The sequence below is a fragment of the Salipiger bermudensis HTCC2601 genome, assembly GCF_000153725.1.
GTDB lineage: Bacteria > Pseudomonadota > Alphaproteobacteria > Rhodobacterales > Rhodobacteraceae > Salipiger > Salipiger bermudensis.
The window spans coordinates 224,071-237,682 of record NZ_DS022277.1; the positions used below are offsets into that span (position 1 = coordinate 224,071).

A 13,612-nucleotide genomic window follows, 5' to 3' on the forward strand; every position below is an offset into this window, starting at 1 on the left:
GGGTGACACGGAGCCGAACCCCACATGCCGAACGGGAAACCCAGATCCAGGATGCCACTGGCGGACAAGGTCTATCACTCGCTGCACGCCCGCATCGTGAATGGCGACTACCCCGCCAATGACAAACTGCCCGCGGAGATCCAGCTCGCCGAGGAGTTCGGCGTCTCGCGTCCCGTTCTGAGGACCGCGCTGGAGCGCCTGCGCGAGGAAGGCCTCGTGGTGTCGCGTCAGGGGGCCGGGAGCTTCGTGCGTGCGACGCAGCCCAACGTGCCGCTGGGCTTTGCCAAGGTCGAGACGCTGGCCGACATCCAGCGCTGCTACGAGTTCCGCATCAACCTCGAAACCGAGGCGGCGGCGCTCGCCGCCGTGCGCCGCAACACCGCCGCTCTCACCGAGATCGAGCAAGCGCTCGACCTTCTGCGCGCCGCCACGGGCACGCTGCAGCACCGCGAGGATGCGGATTTCATGTTCCACAGCGCCGTGGCACAGGCTTCGAACAACCAGTATTTCGAGGCCACCTTCCGGGCCCTGCGCGACCATGTGAACGTGGGCATGAAGCTGCACGGCGAGTCGCTGATGAATGATGGCCGCAAGGGCCTCGAAGAGGTTCTGGCCGAGCACACGGCAATCTTCGCGGCGATACGCGCGCGCGCACCGGAAGAGGCCCGCCGCGAGATGCTCAACCACCTGCGGCACTCGCGCGACCGTCTGTTCGGCGGCGGCGTGCTCGACCTCATGATGCCCGAAGATCAGGACTCCTAGACGCTCGGCGACAATTGCCGTGACCGCGATCGCCTGTAAGCGAAGGCTTGGACGGGAAGGCTTGGACCGGGGGGGGCACCGAGAGCCCAGGTGCTTCCAGTCGTGGAGCCGGCCGAACACCCCGACCGGTCCAGCGCGACCTTTGGGCGAGGTCCGCGGCGGTGGTCAGCTCCTGCGTGGACGCAAACGCGGCGCGCGGATGCGATGTCGCAGAACCGCCAGCCCACAGGCCAGCACGACGAGACCACAAAGCAGCGCCTTCGACGCCGTGCCCATGGTGCCCTCGATCAGAAGCGCATGCACCACGCTGCCGACGACCACCACGACCGCCAGCACGCGGTGCACCAGATGCCAGCGCCGCGTCTTGTTCCCCGCCACCGCCATGCCCTGCATTGCAAAAAGCGCCCACATGGCGATCACCCCCCATGCCGAGAACGGCGTCGGCGACCTGAACAGCAGGGCGTCGACGACATCCGGAGGGCTTGTGATCCACAGGCCCGCCACATGCACCAAGATACACAGGACAAGAACAGTCCCGGCGTGTCGGTGCATGCGCCTTCCACGCGCTCCGTGCAGCCCCGGCAGACGGCTCGTGGCCAGCAGCGGCTGCAGCAGCAGCATGCCCATCGCGGCGATGCCAGCAAAGCCCGCGACGATGTAGACAGGCCGCCGCCACGCCAAGAGCGGACTGCCCGCCGCGACGAGCAACGGAACAGCGATTGCGAGCGCGAGCGCGCCCCAGACGAACGCCGCCCGAAGCCCTTGTGCTTGACGATGGTTCAAGCCCGAACCCCGATCAGACCGGGCGCAGCACGAAATGCGCCTCGAGACTGCTGTCTCGCGCGCTGCTCATCAAGGGCCGGAGGAAGACGGTTTCGAACTCGCCGCTGTCATAGGCCAGATGGCCGTGCGGTTGTCCGAAGGCCGGCACGATCTGCGGCATCTCGAGCCGGAAGACCCCGTTGGCGTCCGTGAGCGTCGCGCCGTGGCTCTGCGGGTCACGCTCGTGACCTTCGGTGGTGTGGGCCCAGATCTGGATCCGCTGGCCGGCCAGAGGCGCCCCGTCCCCGGCGCGCCGGACGGTTCCGGTCATCCAGAACCCGCCATTTCCGATGCGCTCGACGATGGGCGCGCCGGGGCGGTAGTTGTTGCGTCCCCCGCGCATCGACGGGGTCGGGGCAAGCCCCTGCGCGCGGGCGGGGGTGGGCCGGGCGGCGATGGCGCCGGCGATGGCCGCCCCGCTGGAGGCGATCAGATGGCGGCGTGTGATGAGGGTGGTCATCCGGGCATCTCCCTGTCAGTCCCTGCTAGGGTCCGGCGGCCATGCAGCCGCTCGGGTCAAAGAATTGTAGCGCGTCGAAGCCTCGGCACCAAAGTTCAAGCCGGTTGATCGAGATGACTTGAGGTAAAAATCCGTTGATCGGAGTCGGGTCCGAGCCTGCATCCCCCTTCGCCCGGTCTCGCGTCACGCAGGTCTCTTGCATCTCCGCGCCTCGATCTTCTCGGGGCTCGCCGCGCCATGCACGATCTCCACACCAGGACGCCCCCGCCCACGAACGCGCTCGCCGGTGCGAGCGCCCGCCTCGCGGCACGGAGGCAGCGCCCCCGAACTGCGCGTCCCACGCCTTCGTGCTCACGCTCCTCGTCTCGCCCGTGCTCTACTCGCTCTTGGAGGGCATCCGATTCCGCCAACCACGCCACGGCCCCCACGGAGGGCTCGCCGCACAGAGGTCAACTGAGGAGGACGACCGCATGACACAGCAACCCCGCATGACCGCGAAGGATTTCGCCCCGGAGCTGCTCGAGCTCTATGACTTCTACGCCCACGGCATGATCACCAAGCGCGAGTTTCTCGACCGCGCCGGCAAGTTTGCCGTCGGCGGGCTGACCGCAGCCGCGATCCTCGGGATGATGTCACCGGACTATGCCATGGCCGAGCAGGTCAGTTTCAATGACCCCGACATCAAAGCGGAGTGGATCACCTACCCCTCGCCCAACGGCCATGGCGAGATGCGCGCCTATTACGTCCGACCCACCGGGCTCAAGACCGCGCCGGGCGTGGTCGTGGTGCACGAGAACCGCGGTCTCAACCCCTATATCCGTGACGTGGCGCGGCGGCTGGCCAAGGCCGGTTTCATCGCCATGGCGCCGGACGGTCTGACCCCGATGGGCGGCTATCCCGGCAATGACGAGGAGGGCCGCGAACTGCAGCGCCAGGTCGATGGGGAGAAGCTGATGAACGACTTCTTTGCCGCGATCGAATACCTGATGGCGCAGGAGGAGGTGACCGGAAAGGTCGGCATCACCGGCTTCTGCTATGGCGGCGGCGTCTCGAATGCCGCCGCGGTCGCTTATCCCGAGCTCGGCGCGGCGGTGCCTTTCTATGGCCGCCAGCCCGCCGCAGAGGACGTGCCGAAGATCGAGGCTCCGATCCTGCTGCACTACGGTGCGCTCGACGAGCGGGTGAATGCCGGCTGGCCAGCCTACAAGGAGGCGCTCGACGCCAATGGCAAAACCTACGAGGCGTATATCTACGAGGGCGCCAATCACGGCTTCCACAACGATTCCACGCCGCGCTACGACGAGGATGCCGCCGAACTGGCATGGACGCGCACGCTCGACTGGTTTCGCAAATATCTAGGCTGACCCTTTGACCGGCGCGGTCGTTCACCGGGACCGCCGCGCCACCTTGCAACGCATCGGCCCGCCGCAGCGCGGCCCGAGGCGCTTCGAAAGACGGCGATGGCCTCGAGACGGTCACGCGTCTCGCATGTCAGACGCGATCACCAGCGTCGCGCCGACACCGTCGAGTTTTTCGGTGCAACGCCAAATGGTTATGCGCACGCGCTTGACGGCCCACCGAAGAGTGGGCCGCCGAGCATGTCAGGTCTCGCCAGGGTTTGCCTTGGGTCGATCCGTCAGATGGTGACGCAGATCTTGCCGAAATGCGCGCCGCTCTCCTGGTAGCGGAAGGCCTCGGCCAGCTCCGCCAGCGGGAAGCTGCGGTCGATCACCGGCCGCAGCTTCAGCGCGTCGAGCGCCTTCACGAAGTCCTCTTGATGTTCGCGCGAGCCCACGATCAGCCCTTGCAGCCGCTGCTGCCGCGCCATGAGCAGCGCGGTGGGGATCTCGCCCGAACGGCCCGTCAAGACGCCGATGAGGGCGAGATGCGCCCCCGGACGGCCGGCGACAATCGACTGCGACAGCGTCGCCGGTCCGCCGACCTCGACCACGATGTCGACGCCGCGACCGCCGGTCAGGCGGCGCATTTCCTCGCCCCATTCGGGCGTGCTGCGGTAGTTGATGACATGATCCGCGCCGAGCTCGCGCAGGCGCTCGAGCTTGGCATCCGAGGACGAGGTCGCGATCACCGTCGCCCCCATCGCCTTGGCCAGTTGCAGCGCGTAGATCGAGACGCCGCCGGTGCCGAGAACCGCGACAACGTCGCCGGCCTTGATGCCGGCATCCACCACCAGCGCCCGCCACGCGGTCAGGCCCGCCGTGGTGATCGTCGCGGCTTCCTCGTGCGACCAGCCTTCGGGCGCGTGGGTGAACCAGGTCGCCGGCAGCGTGACGCGCTCGCGGGCATAACCGTCGCGACCGTCGCCCGGCGTGGTGGAGAAATCGCAGGGGCGCTCGTCCCCGGTCTGCCAGTCGGGGAAGAAGCCCGACACGACGCTGTCGCCCACCGCGAACGCGTCAACATTTGCACCGATCGCCTCGACCACGCCAGCGCCGTCGGCCATCGGGATGCGCCCGTCGGGAAGTGCACCCTCGACCGCACAGACGCGGTAGTCGTGGTAGTTGAGCGAGCTGGCATGGAGCCGCACGGTGATCTCGCCGGGGCCTGGGGCCGCCGGATCTGCAACGTCGCTCATCACCAGATTGTCGAGCCCGCCGGGCGCCTTGATCGCCACCTGTTTCATGAGACTGCCTTTCGTCCTGTATCGTGTCGGCCCGCCGGAACGCGGGCGTTGGCGCTTACCTAGCCTGCAAAAAGGGCGCGGCCATCCCGGCGCGCGCCCTGCTTGATGCCGGCCCGAGAGGTCAGGCGCGGTAGTCGCTGCCAAGCCCGTCGATGGAGCGCAGATGCGCCTCCCATTCGAGCTGCAGGTCACCGTCTTCCTCGTTCATCTGCGCGTATTGCGCATGGACATGGCTGGCGATCTCGTCATCCACAAGCCGCAGCGTCTGCCCCGACGACGTCGCCGCGACCTGGATCTCGCAGGCGCGCTCGAGGTAGAACATGTTGTTGAACATCTCCGCCGCGCTGCCGCCCGTCGCGATAAGCCCGTGGTTGCGCAGCACCAGCACCGGGTGATCGCCGAAATCGGCCACGATGCGCTCGCGCTCCTCGAGATCGAGCGCGATGCCCTCGAAGTCGTGATAGGCGATGCGGTTGTGGAACTGCAGCGAGATCTGGTTGAGCGGCAGAAGGCCCTCCTCCATGCACGACACCGCAACGCCCGCGCGGGTGTGGGTGTGCATGATCCACGCCGCATCGTGACGGTGCATGTGCACGGCGGAGTGGATGGTGAAGCCCGCCGGGTTCACCCGGTGCGGGCTGCCGTCGACCTTGTTGCCGTCGATGTCGATCTTGACCAGCGACGAAGCGGTGATCTCTTCCCAGCGCCAGCCGTAGGGGTTGATCAGGAAATGCCCGTCCTCGCCCGGCACCCGGGCGGTGATGTGGGTGTAGATCAGGTCGGTGAACTTGTGCAGCGCCGCCAGCCGGTAGCAGGCGGCAAGCTCTTCGCGGGTCTGTTTCTCTTCAGGGGACATGGCGATCTCCGTTGGTCAGTTGCGTTGGCCGACCGCACCACCTGCGCCCTCGGCGGGGCGTCCGGCGTGACGGGCGGCAAGGTCTTCGAGCGCCTGCGCCACTTGCGGCTCCGGCGGGCAGGCCCGGCGGGTGGTCAGGTCGGTGTGCAGCATCAGCGTCTCGATGGTGGCGGCAAGGCTGCCGTCCTCGGTCAGCACGCGATGGAAGAGCTTCATCTTCTTGCCGGTGCCCTCGAGCACCTGCGTGGTCACCGTGAGCAGCGCGCCCCGGTGCACCTCGTCGAGATAGCGGATGCGGGTGTCGACAGTGAAGAAACTCTTGCCACTCGCGACATAAGTTTCGTCGGCGCCCACAAGCTTCATCAGGCCATCCGTGGCCCAGGTGCCAAGCTCTAGATAGGCGGCCTCGTTCATGTGGCCGTTGTAGTCGGTCCAGGTGACCGGCACGGCGCGGCACGAGGTGATCGGCAGGCCGTCGATCTCGCCACCCGCGGCAAGCTGCGCCTCATGCGCGACGATGACACCCCCTGCCCCGCTCTCGGTGCGGCGCAGCCCGCGCAGGATGGCCACGAGATTGTCGTCCCGGAGCTGCTCGAGCTCCGCGATGCTCAGGTGGCCCGACTGGGCGTCGGACTGGTCGCTGATCGCCTCGACCAGCGCGGTATCGAGCTCGGGCACGTCGGTCAGCTTTGACCATGGCCAGTGCAGCGACGGGCCGAACTGCTCCATGTAGCTAGCCATGCCGGCCTCGCCGCCGGCCAGCCGGTAGGTCTCGAAAAGGCCCATCTGCGCCAGCCGCAGTCCAAAGCCCATGCGCATGGCATCGTCGATCTGTGCCGTGGTGGCGATGCCGTCTCGGATCATCCACAGCGCCTCGCGCCAGATCGCCTCCTGAAAGCGGTTGCCGATGAAGGCGTCGATCTCGGTCTGCATCTCGAGCGGGTACATCCCGAGCGACTGCACCACTGGCAGGGCCTTTGCGCGCAGTTCGGGCGCCCCGGTGACCTCGACCAGCGGCAGCAGGTAGACCGGGTTGAACGGATGCACCACCACCACCGGTGCACCGGTCGCGGCAAGGTCGGAGGCCTTGAAGCCCGAGGTCGAGGAGGCGATGAAGCCGCCCTCGGGCAGGAGCGCGGCGATCTGGTCATAAACCTTGTGCTTCAGCTCCCGCCGCTCCGAGACGCTTTCCTGCACCCAGTCGGCGCCTTGCACGGCGTCTTCGAGCGTGTCGCAGACGCGCAGCGCGCCTTCGGGCGGCAGAGGCCGGTCGTAGAGCGCCGGCAGCGAGGCGCGGGCGCGGTCGAGCACCGCCCCGACCTTGCGCGCGGCCTCGGGATCCGGGTCGAACAGCGCCACGTCCCAGCCGTTGAGCAGAAAGCGTGCCGCCCAGCCACCGCCGATGACGCCGCCGCCGATGATGGCTGCCCGGCTCATGCGGGCACCGGCATGGCGCGCTTGACGAGGCCGAGCTGGTCGCGGACCTCCTGAGGCCCCATCAGCGAGGCGCCCATGTTGGACAGGATGCTGGCGGCCTTCTCGACGAGCTGCGCGTTGGTCGCCATCACGCCGCGCTCGAGATAGAGGTTGTCCTCAAGCCCCACGCGCACGTTGCCACCCGCAAGCGCCGCGGCGGCAACATAGGGCATCTCGTCTCGGCCAAGGCTGAAGGCCGACCAGGTCCAGCTTTCGGGGACGTTGTTCACCATCGCCATGAAGGTGTTCATGTCGCCCGGCGCGCCCCACGGGATGCCCATGCAGAGCTGCACCAGCGCCGGATCGTCGAGCACGCCTTCCTTCACCAGCTGCTTGGCGAACCACAGGTGGCCGGTGTCGAAAGCCTCGATCTCGGGCTTCACGCCAAGCTCGGTCATCATCCGGCCCATGGCGCGCAGCATCTCGGTGGTGTTGGTCATCACGTAGGTGCCGTCACCGAAGTTCATCGAGCCGCAGTCGAGGGTGCAGATCTCGGGCAGACAGTCGCGGATATGCGCCATGCGCTCGGTTGCGCCCGCCATGTCGGTATTGGGACCGTCGAGCTCCATCGGGGTCTCGACATCACCGAAGGTCAGGTCACCGCCGGTGCCGGCGGTCAGGTTCAGCACCACATCCACCTCGGACGAGCGGATGCGGTCGGTCACCTCGCGAAACAGCGCCCGGTCGCGGCAGGGCGCGCCGGTCTCGGGATCGCGGACGTGGCAATGCACCACCGCCGCACCGGCCTTGGCGGCATCGATAGCGGCCTCGGCGATCTCGGCCGGAGAGCGCGGCACGAGCCGGCTCTTGTCCTGCGTGGCGCCCGCGCCGGTGATGGCGGCGGTGATGAAGGGCTTGCGGTTCATCTGGAGGGTCATAGGATCTCCTTACCGGCCTTTCCAGACCGGGTCACGTTTCTCGGCGAAGGCGCGGGCGCCTTCCTTCTGGTCCTCGGAGCGGTAGAGCCGCTCGACGGTCTCGAACTGGCTGCCATTGATGCGGTTGAGCACGTCCTGGAACTTCATGTCCTCGGCCTCGCGGGCGATCTCCTTGATCGCGGCAAAGACCAGCGGCGGGCCGGAGGCGAGTTCGTCCGCCATCTTGCGCGCCTCGGCCATCAGGTCCGCGGCGGGCAGGATACGGTTGATCAGGCCCCAGCGATGCGCCTCCTCGGCGTCGAACCAGCGCCCGGTAAAAAGCAGCTCCATCGCGATGTGGTAGGGGATGCGCTTGGGCAGCTTGATCGTCGCGGCATCGGCCACGGTGCCGGACTTGATCTCCGGCAGGGCAAAGCTGGCATGATCGGCGGCGAGGATGATGTCGGCGCCGAGCGCCAGCTCGAGCCCGCCGCCGCAGGCGATGCCGTTGACGGCGGCGATCACCGGCTTGTTCAGGCCGCGCAGTTCCTGCAGCCCGCCGAAGCCGCCGACGCCGTAATCGGCATCCGCCGCCTCGCCCTCGGCCGCGGCCTTCAGATCCCAGCCCGGGCAGAAGAACTTCTCGCCCTGCGCGGTGAGGATTGCCACGCGCAGCGCGGGATCGTCGCGGAATTCGGTGAAGATCTCGCCCAGCTCGCGGCTCGTCGCCATGTCGATGGCGTTGGCCTTGGGCCGGTTCAAGGTGACTTCAAGCACCGCACCGCGGCGCGTCGTCAAGACGTTCTGGGTCATTCTTCCATCCTGATCAGGGCATCCGCCGCCACCGCGTCCGTGGCGCGGCAGATCAGCGGGTTGATTTCGATTTCGTGCAGGGCGCTCGCGTTGTCCTGCACAAGCGTTTGCAGGGCCATGGCGGTGTCGATGATCGCGTCCATGTCGGCCCCGGGGCGACCGCGGTAACCGGTCAGCAGCGGCGCGGTGCGCAAGGATTGCAACGCCGCCGCGATGTCGTCGCGGCTGGCGGGGATCAGCACCGAGGCGGTATCGCGGATGAGCTCGGTGAGAATGCCCCCGAGGCCCAGCGTCAGCACGAAGCCATGCGCCGGATCGCGCGTCACGCCGAGGATCAGCTCGGCGACGGTGCCGGTGATCATCTCCTCGACGAGGAAGCTCTCGGCCGGCATCCCTGCTGCCGCATCGCTGACCTCCTGCGCGGAGGCAAGGTTCAGCACCACCGCCCCGGCCTCGGTCTTGTGAGCGATGCCCTCGCCCTTGAGCACCACTGGAAAGCCGATCCGGGCCGCGGTCTCGGCCGCCGTGGCTGCATCCGCCGCGCGGCCCGAGCCGGGCACCCGAACACCGACGCCGCTGAGCAGCGCCTTGGCCTCGGCCTCGGAGAACACCCGCGCCGCGCCGCTGCCGTTCAACGGCAGGGTCACCGGATCGGGGCGCGCATTCCCCCCCGGCGGGACGGCGACAGCGGCGCGGATCGCCTTCAGTGCATCGCCCATGCCGCAGAGCGGCACGACGCCCATCTCAAGCGCCCGTCGCGCCACCGGCTCGGGCAGCCCTTCCGCCAGCAGCGAGACCATTGCCATCGGAGTGCCCGTCGCATCGCGGGTCTTGGCCACGGCGCGCAGCACCTGATCGTAATCGGGCGCGTCGAACCGGTCATCACGCGGGTAATCCACCACCACGCAGCCCAGGCCAAGCGCCGCCCCGGCATCGCAGAGCGCCGTGAAGGTCGCCGTCAAAGCGTCTTCGTCGCCCCAGATATAGGTGTTGTAATCCAAGGGATTGGCCAGCGCGACCTTAGGGCCGAGCGCGGCGCGCAGGCCGGTCTTCTGGGTGTCGGTGAGCGCGGGGTACGCGACCCCGGCGATCTCGCCCATGTCGGCCATCAGCGAGGCTTCACCGCCCGAGCACGACGCAGAGGCGATGCGCGCAGAGCGCAAGCCCCCGGTGACATGCAGGATCTTCAGCGTCTCGACCAGCTCGGTCGGGGTCTCGACCTGCGCGATGCCGAGGCGGCGCAAAAGCGCCCGTGCCCCCGCGTCCGAACCGGTGAGCGAGGCGGTGTGCGACACCGCCGCCGCCTGCGCCTGCTCGGACGAGCCGACGCGCAGCGCGACAATGGGCTTGCCCAGTTCGGCGGCGCGGGCGGCCAGCGCCTCGAAGGCCGGCAGATCGCTGATCCCCTCGATATGCAGGCCAAGCGCGGTGATGCGCGGATTTTCCAGCAGCGCGATGCCGAGGTCCGACATCGAGGTCTGTGCCTGATTGCCCGCCGCGACAACGGCGGCGAGCGGCAGGCCACGGCGCTGCATGGTCAGGTTGATGAGCACGTTCGACGACTGGCCGATCACGGCCACGCCGCTCTCGACCGGGCTCATGCCGTGCCGGTCGGGCCAGAGCGCGACACCGTCGAGCGCGTTGACAATGCCGTAGCAGTTGGGGCCAAGCACGCGCATCTCGCCCGCGGCCTCCACCAGCTCTGCCTGAAGGTCATCGCCGTCGGCAAGCTCCGAAACCGCTTCGGAGAAGCCGGCGGCGAAGCACACCGCGCCGCCGCAGCCCATCCTGGATAGGTCGCCCGCCATCTTGACGGTCAGTTCGCGGTTGACGCCGATGAAGGCGGCATCCGGCACGCCGGGCAGCGACGCGAGATCGGGATAGGCCGGCTCGCCGCCGACCTCCGACTTCTTGGGATGCACCGGCCAGATCGGACCGGTGAAGCCGGTGGCGCGGCACTGGCGCACCACCGCCTCGCACCATGCGCCGCCACCGATCACGGTGATGGCCTTCGGCGAGAAGAAACGGCTCAGCGGCGACATGGCTTAGGCTCCCAGCGGCCGGAAGATCTCCCGGCTGATGATGTGGCGCTGGATCTCCGAAGTCCCGTCCCAGATCCGCTCGACGCGCGCGTCGCGCCAGAAGCGCTCGATGGGCAGCTCGTCCATCAGGCCCATGCCGCCGTGGATCTGCAGCGCGGCATCGGTCACACGCGCGAGCATCTCCGAGGCATAGACCTTGGCCGAGGCGATCTCGCGGTTCGCCGGAAGGCCCTGGTCAAGGCGCCATGCCGAGGAGAGGGTCAGCCAGTCGGCGGCATCAATCTCGGTGATCATGTCGGCAATCTGGAAGCTCACACCCTGGAACTTGCCGATCGGCTGGCCGAACTGCTTGCGCTCGGCGGCATAGGCGACCGCGTGGTCATAGACCCGGCGGGCGCGGCCGACCGAGTTGGTCGCCACGGTGATGCGCGTGGCATAGAGCCACTCGTTCATCACGTCGAAGCCGCCGTCGACCTCGCCGAGCACCTGCGCATCCGACAGGCGGCAGTTGTCGAAATAGAGGATCGAATTCTGGTAGCCGCGATGCGAGACCGAGTTGTACCCGCGCGCGATCTCGAAGCCGGGTGTGCCGCGATCCACGAGGAAGCAGGTGATGCGCTTCTTGGGGCCGCGCGGGGTCTCGTCGACGCCGCTGGCGACGAAGACGATGACGAAATCCGCGTGCTCGGCGCCCGAGATGAAGTGCTTCGAGCCGTTCACCACCCAGTCGCCGCCGTCACGCACGGCCTGGCATTTCATGCTGCGAACGTCCGAGCCCGCGTCGGGCTCGGTCATCGCCAGCGCGTCCATCTTCTCGCCACGCACGGCAGGCATGAGGTACTTCTCGACCTGCTCGCCCTCGCAGGCCATCAGGATGTTCTGCGGGCGCCCGAAGAAATGGGTCAGCGCCATCGAGCCGCGGCCGAGCTCGCGCTCGACCAGCGCGAAATCCACGTGGCTGAGGCCCGGCCCGCCGACGCTCTCGGGGAAGTTCGAGGCATAGAAGCCCAGGTCGAGGCACTTCTGCTTGATCTCCTGCGCGATCTCGGCAGGCACCTCGCCGGTGCGCTCGACAAGCGCCTCGTGCGGGTAGATCTCGTTCTCGACGAAGCTCCGCACGGTGGAGACGATCATCTCCTGTTCTTCGGTCAGTCCAAAATGCATGGGTCACCCTTTTCTTTGGGTCGGGAGTGTGTGGGTTGCAGGGGGAGAGCCGCGCCGCTCCGGCGGCGCAGGTCGGGTCAGGCGCCGCGGGCCCGTCGTTCCTTGCGCATGAGCATGGCGGCACGGATCACAACCAGTACCGTGACCACGAGGATCAGCAGCACCGACAGCGCGGCGATGGCCGGATCGACATTGTCGCGCAGGCCCATCCACATGCGGCGCGGCAGGGTGATGGTCTCGACCGAGGTGACGAAGAGCGTCACGCCGATCTCGTCCCAGCTCAGCAGGAAGCAGAGAAAGAACGCGCCCAGCAGGCCGAAGCGGATGTTGGGCAGGATCACTCCGAAGACGCGGGTCGGCACGCTGGCGCCCATCGACTGGGCGGCAAGATCCATGCGCCGGTCGAGCTGGCTGAGCGAAACCATGATGACCACCACCGCATAGGGTACGATCATCACCATGTGGGCCAGCACCACGCCGCCGAGCTTGTCGTAGGCGACAAGCGAGTTCCACCGCGCCAGCTGGTTGAGAAAGAAGTAAAGCGTCAGCGACGACACCACCGGCGGCGCCACCATCGGCAGCAGCACGAAGCCGGTCATCAGCCCCGCGCCGCGCGGGCGCAGCATCCAGATGCCGATGCAGAAGGCCGCGGCGAGCGCCACCGCCAACAAGCTCGCCAGCACGCCGACCTGCACCGAGGTCAGCAGGCTGCTGCCCCAGTCGGGATCCCCGAACAGCGCGGTGTAGTGGCGCCAGGACCAGTCGCCATTGGGCAGCGACAGGTAGCGGCGCGAGGTGAAGCTCACCGGCACCACCGCGATCAGTGGCATCAGCAGGAACAGCGCGACGAGCGAGGAGAGAAGCGTGGCGAGCACGCCGGGACGAAGCCGGTTCATTTTGCCATCTCCCCGTAACGACGCATGAGGATGAAGAGGATGCCGCCGACCCCGAGCATCAGCACGACGCTCATCGCGGCGGCCATGCCCCATTGCGGGATCTGGAAGAGCCAGAGGTAGATCAGCTCGGCCACCAGCACCGATTGTCCGCCGCCCAGAAGCGCGGGCGTGACGTAGAAGCCGATGGAGAAGACGAAGACCAGCAGCGTGGCGCCCATGATGCCGCTGGCGGTCATCGGCAGGAACACCTGCCAGAAGATCCGCAGCCGCGAGGCCCCCATGCCGTCGGCGGCCGTGAGCACGCGCTCGTCCACATTGCGCATGGCGGTGGCGAGCGGGAAGACCGCGAAGGGAATGAGGTAGTGGGACATGCCGACGACGACGGCAAACTCGTTGCGGGTCATCTGGATGGCGCTGTCAATCAGGCCGAGATCCTGCAGCCAGGTGTTGAGCAGGCCACGGTTCGAGAGCATCGACAGCCAGCCGAAGGCACGGCTGAGCACCGAGATCCAGAACGGAATCATGATGCAGAGCTCGGTGATCGAGCGCACCAGCGGGCTGCCCCGCACCCAGAGCAGGGTGATGACATAGGCGCAACTCACCGACACGGCGGTGACGATGACGCAGAGCCGCAGGGTCCGCCAGATCACACCGGTCGGCAGATCCTCGGTCAGCACGCGGCCATATTGCGCGAGCCCCGGGTCGGGGTCGGTAAAGCTGAGCTGCACGATCCCGAGGAACGGCAGCAGGTAGCTCGCTCCGAGAAACAGCAGCACGGGACAGATGAGAAAGAGAACGGGGCGCATGGAGGCTCCTTGAC

Annotated in this window: 13 protein-coding genes; 2 read left to right on the forward strand and 11 right to left on the reverse strand. The window is 67.6% G+C overall.

The features are described from left to right. Positions 1–51: 51 nt before the first annotated feature. Entirely contained in the window at positions 52–762 is a 711-nt protein-coding gene (locus tag R2601_RS20275; protein ID WP_007801808.1) for a FadR/GntR family transcriptional regulator, read from the forward strand. Between the two features lie 165 nt (positions 763–927). On the opposite strand, the gene R2601_RS20280 is transcribed toward R2601_RS20275, so the two are convergent. Continuing rightward, positions 928–1,545, reverse strand: coding sequence for a ferric reductase-like transmembrane domain-containing protein (locus tag R2601_RS20280; protein WP_040545593.1), 618 nt, complete (start codon positions 1,543–1,545; stop codon positions 928–930). A 13-nt stretch (positions 1,546–1,558) separates the two neighbouring features. Beyond that, complete coding sequence (locus R2601_RS20285) at positions 1,559–2,044, reverse strand: peptidase associated/transthyretin-like domain-containing protein (protein ID WP_007801812.1); 486 nt, start codon at positions 2,042–2,044, stop codon at positions 1,559–1,561. A gap of 470 nt (positions 2,045–2,514) precedes the next feature. Between R2601_RS20285 and yghX the strand changes: the two genes are divergently transcribed. Beyond that, the gene (yghX, locus tag R2601_RS20290) at positions 2,515–3,408 is read left to right on the forward strand and encodes a YghX family hydrolase (protein ID WP_007801813.1); all 894 of its coding nucleotides are present in this window, start codon (positions 2,515–2,517) and stop codon (positions 3,406–3,408) included. Positions 3,409–3,680: 272 nt separating this feature from the next. Here the strand turns inward: yghX and R2601_RS20295 are convergent, their stop codons facing one another. The 9 genes from R2601_RS20295 to R2601_RS20335 all read right to left on the reverse strand — a co-directional run bounded on the left by R2601_RS20295 (position 3,681) and on the right by R2601_RS20335 (position 13,598). Next, on the reverse strand, positions 3,681–4,688 hold the full coding sequence (locus R2601_RS20295; protein WP_007801814.1) for a zinc-dependent alcohol dehydrogenase family protein: 1,008 nt from the start codon (positions 4,686–4,688) through the stop codon (positions 3,681–3,683). 121 nt (positions 4,689–4,809) lie between these two features. Further along, entirely contained in the window at positions 4,810–5,544 is a 735-nt protein-coding gene (locus R2601_RS20300) for a class II aldolase/adducin family protein (RefSeq protein WP_007801815.1), read from the reverse strand. 15 nt (positions 5,545–5,559) lie between these two features. Continuing rightward, positions 5,560–6,981, reverse strand: coding sequence for a carnitine 3-dehydrogenase (locus tag R2601_RS20305; RefSeq protein ID WP_007801816.1), 1,422 nt, complete (start codon positions 6,979–6,981; stop codon positions 5,560–5,562). Further along, positions 6,978–7,898, reverse strand: a complete 921-nt coding sequence (gene bcoG, locus R2601_RS20310; RefSeq protein ID WP_007801818.1) for a 3-dehydrocarnitine:acetyl-CoA trimethylamine transferase BcoG — start codon at positions 7,896–7,898, stop codon at positions 6,978–6,980. The genes R2601_RS20305 and bcoG overlap by 4 nt, the downstream gene beginning before the upstream one ends. Positions 7,899–7,907: 9 nt before the next feature. Continuing rightward, complete coding sequence (locus tag R2601_RS20315) at positions 7,908–8,690, reverse strand: carnitinyl-CoA dehydratase (protein WP_007801823.1); 783 nt, start codon at positions 8,688–8,690, stop codon at positions 7,908–7,910. Next, the gene (locus tag R2601_RS20320; protein ID WP_007801824.1) at positions 8,687–10,732 is read right to left on the reverse strand and encodes an acetate--CoA ligase family protein; all 2,046 of its coding nucleotides are present in this window, start codon (positions 10,730–10,732) and stop codon (positions 8,687–8,689) included. Before R2601_RS20320 ends, R2601_RS20315 begins: the two co-directional genes overlap by 4 nt. 3 nt (positions 10,733–10,735) lie before the next feature. After that, the gene (locus R2601_RS20325; protein WP_007801827.1) at positions 10,736–11,896 is read right to left on the reverse strand and encodes an acyl-CoA dehydrogenase family protein; all 1,161 of its coding nucleotides are present in this window, start codon (positions 11,894–11,896) and stop codon (positions 10,736–10,738) included. A 77-nt stretch (positions 11,897–11,973) separates the two neighbouring features. After that, complete coding sequence (locus R2601_RS20330; RefSeq protein WP_007801829.1) at positions 11,974–12,792, reverse strand: ABC transporter permease; 819 nt, start codon at positions 12,790–12,792, stop codon at positions 11,974–11,976. Further along, positions 12,789–13,598: an ABC transporter permease gene (locus R2601_RS20335; protein ID WP_007801831.1), complete on the reverse strand. Its 810-nt coding sequence runs from the start codon at positions 13,596–13,598 to the stop codon at positions 12,789–12,791. The genes R2601_RS20330 and R2601_RS20335 overlap by 4 nt, the downstream gene beginning before the upstream one ends. Positions 13,599–13,612: the final 14 nt, after the last annotated feature.

What these genes read in the sequence shown, in the direction of transcription:
- R2601_RS20275 (WP_007801808.1), top strand. Translation starts at nt 52, where the DNA reads ATGCCACTGGCGGACAAGGTCTATCACTCGCTGCACGCCCGCATCGTG.
- R2601_RS20285 (WP_007801812.1), bottom strand. Translation starts at nt 2,044, where the DNA reads ATGACCACCCTCATCACACGCCGCCATCTGATCGCCTCCAGCGGGGCG.
- yghX (WP_007801813.1), top strand. Translation starts at nt 2,515, where the DNA reads ATGACACAGCAACCCCGCATGACCGCGAAGGATTTCGCCCCGGAGCTG.
- R2601_RS20295 (WP_007801814.1), bottom strand. Translation starts at nt 4,688, where the DNA reads ATGAAACAGGTGGCGATCAAGGCGCCCGGCGGGCTCGACAATCTGGTG.
- R2601_RS20300 (WP_007801815.1), bottom strand. Translation starts at nt 5,544, where the DNA reads ATGTCCCCTGAAGAGAAACAGACCCGCGAAGAGCTTGCCGCCTGCTAC.
- R2601_RS20305 (WP_007801816.1), bottom strand. Translation starts at nt 6,981, where the DNA reads ATGAGCCGGGCAGCCATCATCGGCGGCGGCGTCATCGGCGGTGGCTGG.
- bcoG (WP_007801818.1), bottom strand. Translation starts at nt 7,898, where the DNA reads ATGACCCTCCAGATGAACCGCAAGCCCTTCATCACCGCCGCCATCACC.
- R2601_RS20315 (WP_007801823.1), bottom strand. Translation starts at nt 8,690, where the DNA reads ATGACCCAGAACGTCTTGACGACGCGCCGCGGTGCGGTGCTTGAAGTC.
- R2601_RS20320 (WP_007801824.1), bottom strand. Translation starts at nt 10,732, where the DNA reads ATGTCGCCGCTGAGCCGTTTCTTCTCGCCGAAGGCCATCACCGTGATC.
- R2601_RS20325 (WP_007801827.1), bottom strand. Translation starts at nt 11,896, where the DNA reads ATGCATTTTGGACTGACCGAAGAACAGGAGATGATCGTCTCCACCGTG.
- R2601_RS20330 (WP_007801829.1), bottom strand. Translation starts at nt 12,792, where the DNA reads ATGAACCGGCTTCGTCCCGGCGTGCTCGCCACGCTTCTCTCCTCGCTC.
- R2601_RS20335 (WP_007801831.1), bottom strand. Translation starts at nt 13,598, where the DNA reads ATGCGCCCCGTTCTCTTTCTCATCTGTCCCGTGCTGCTGTTTCTCGGA.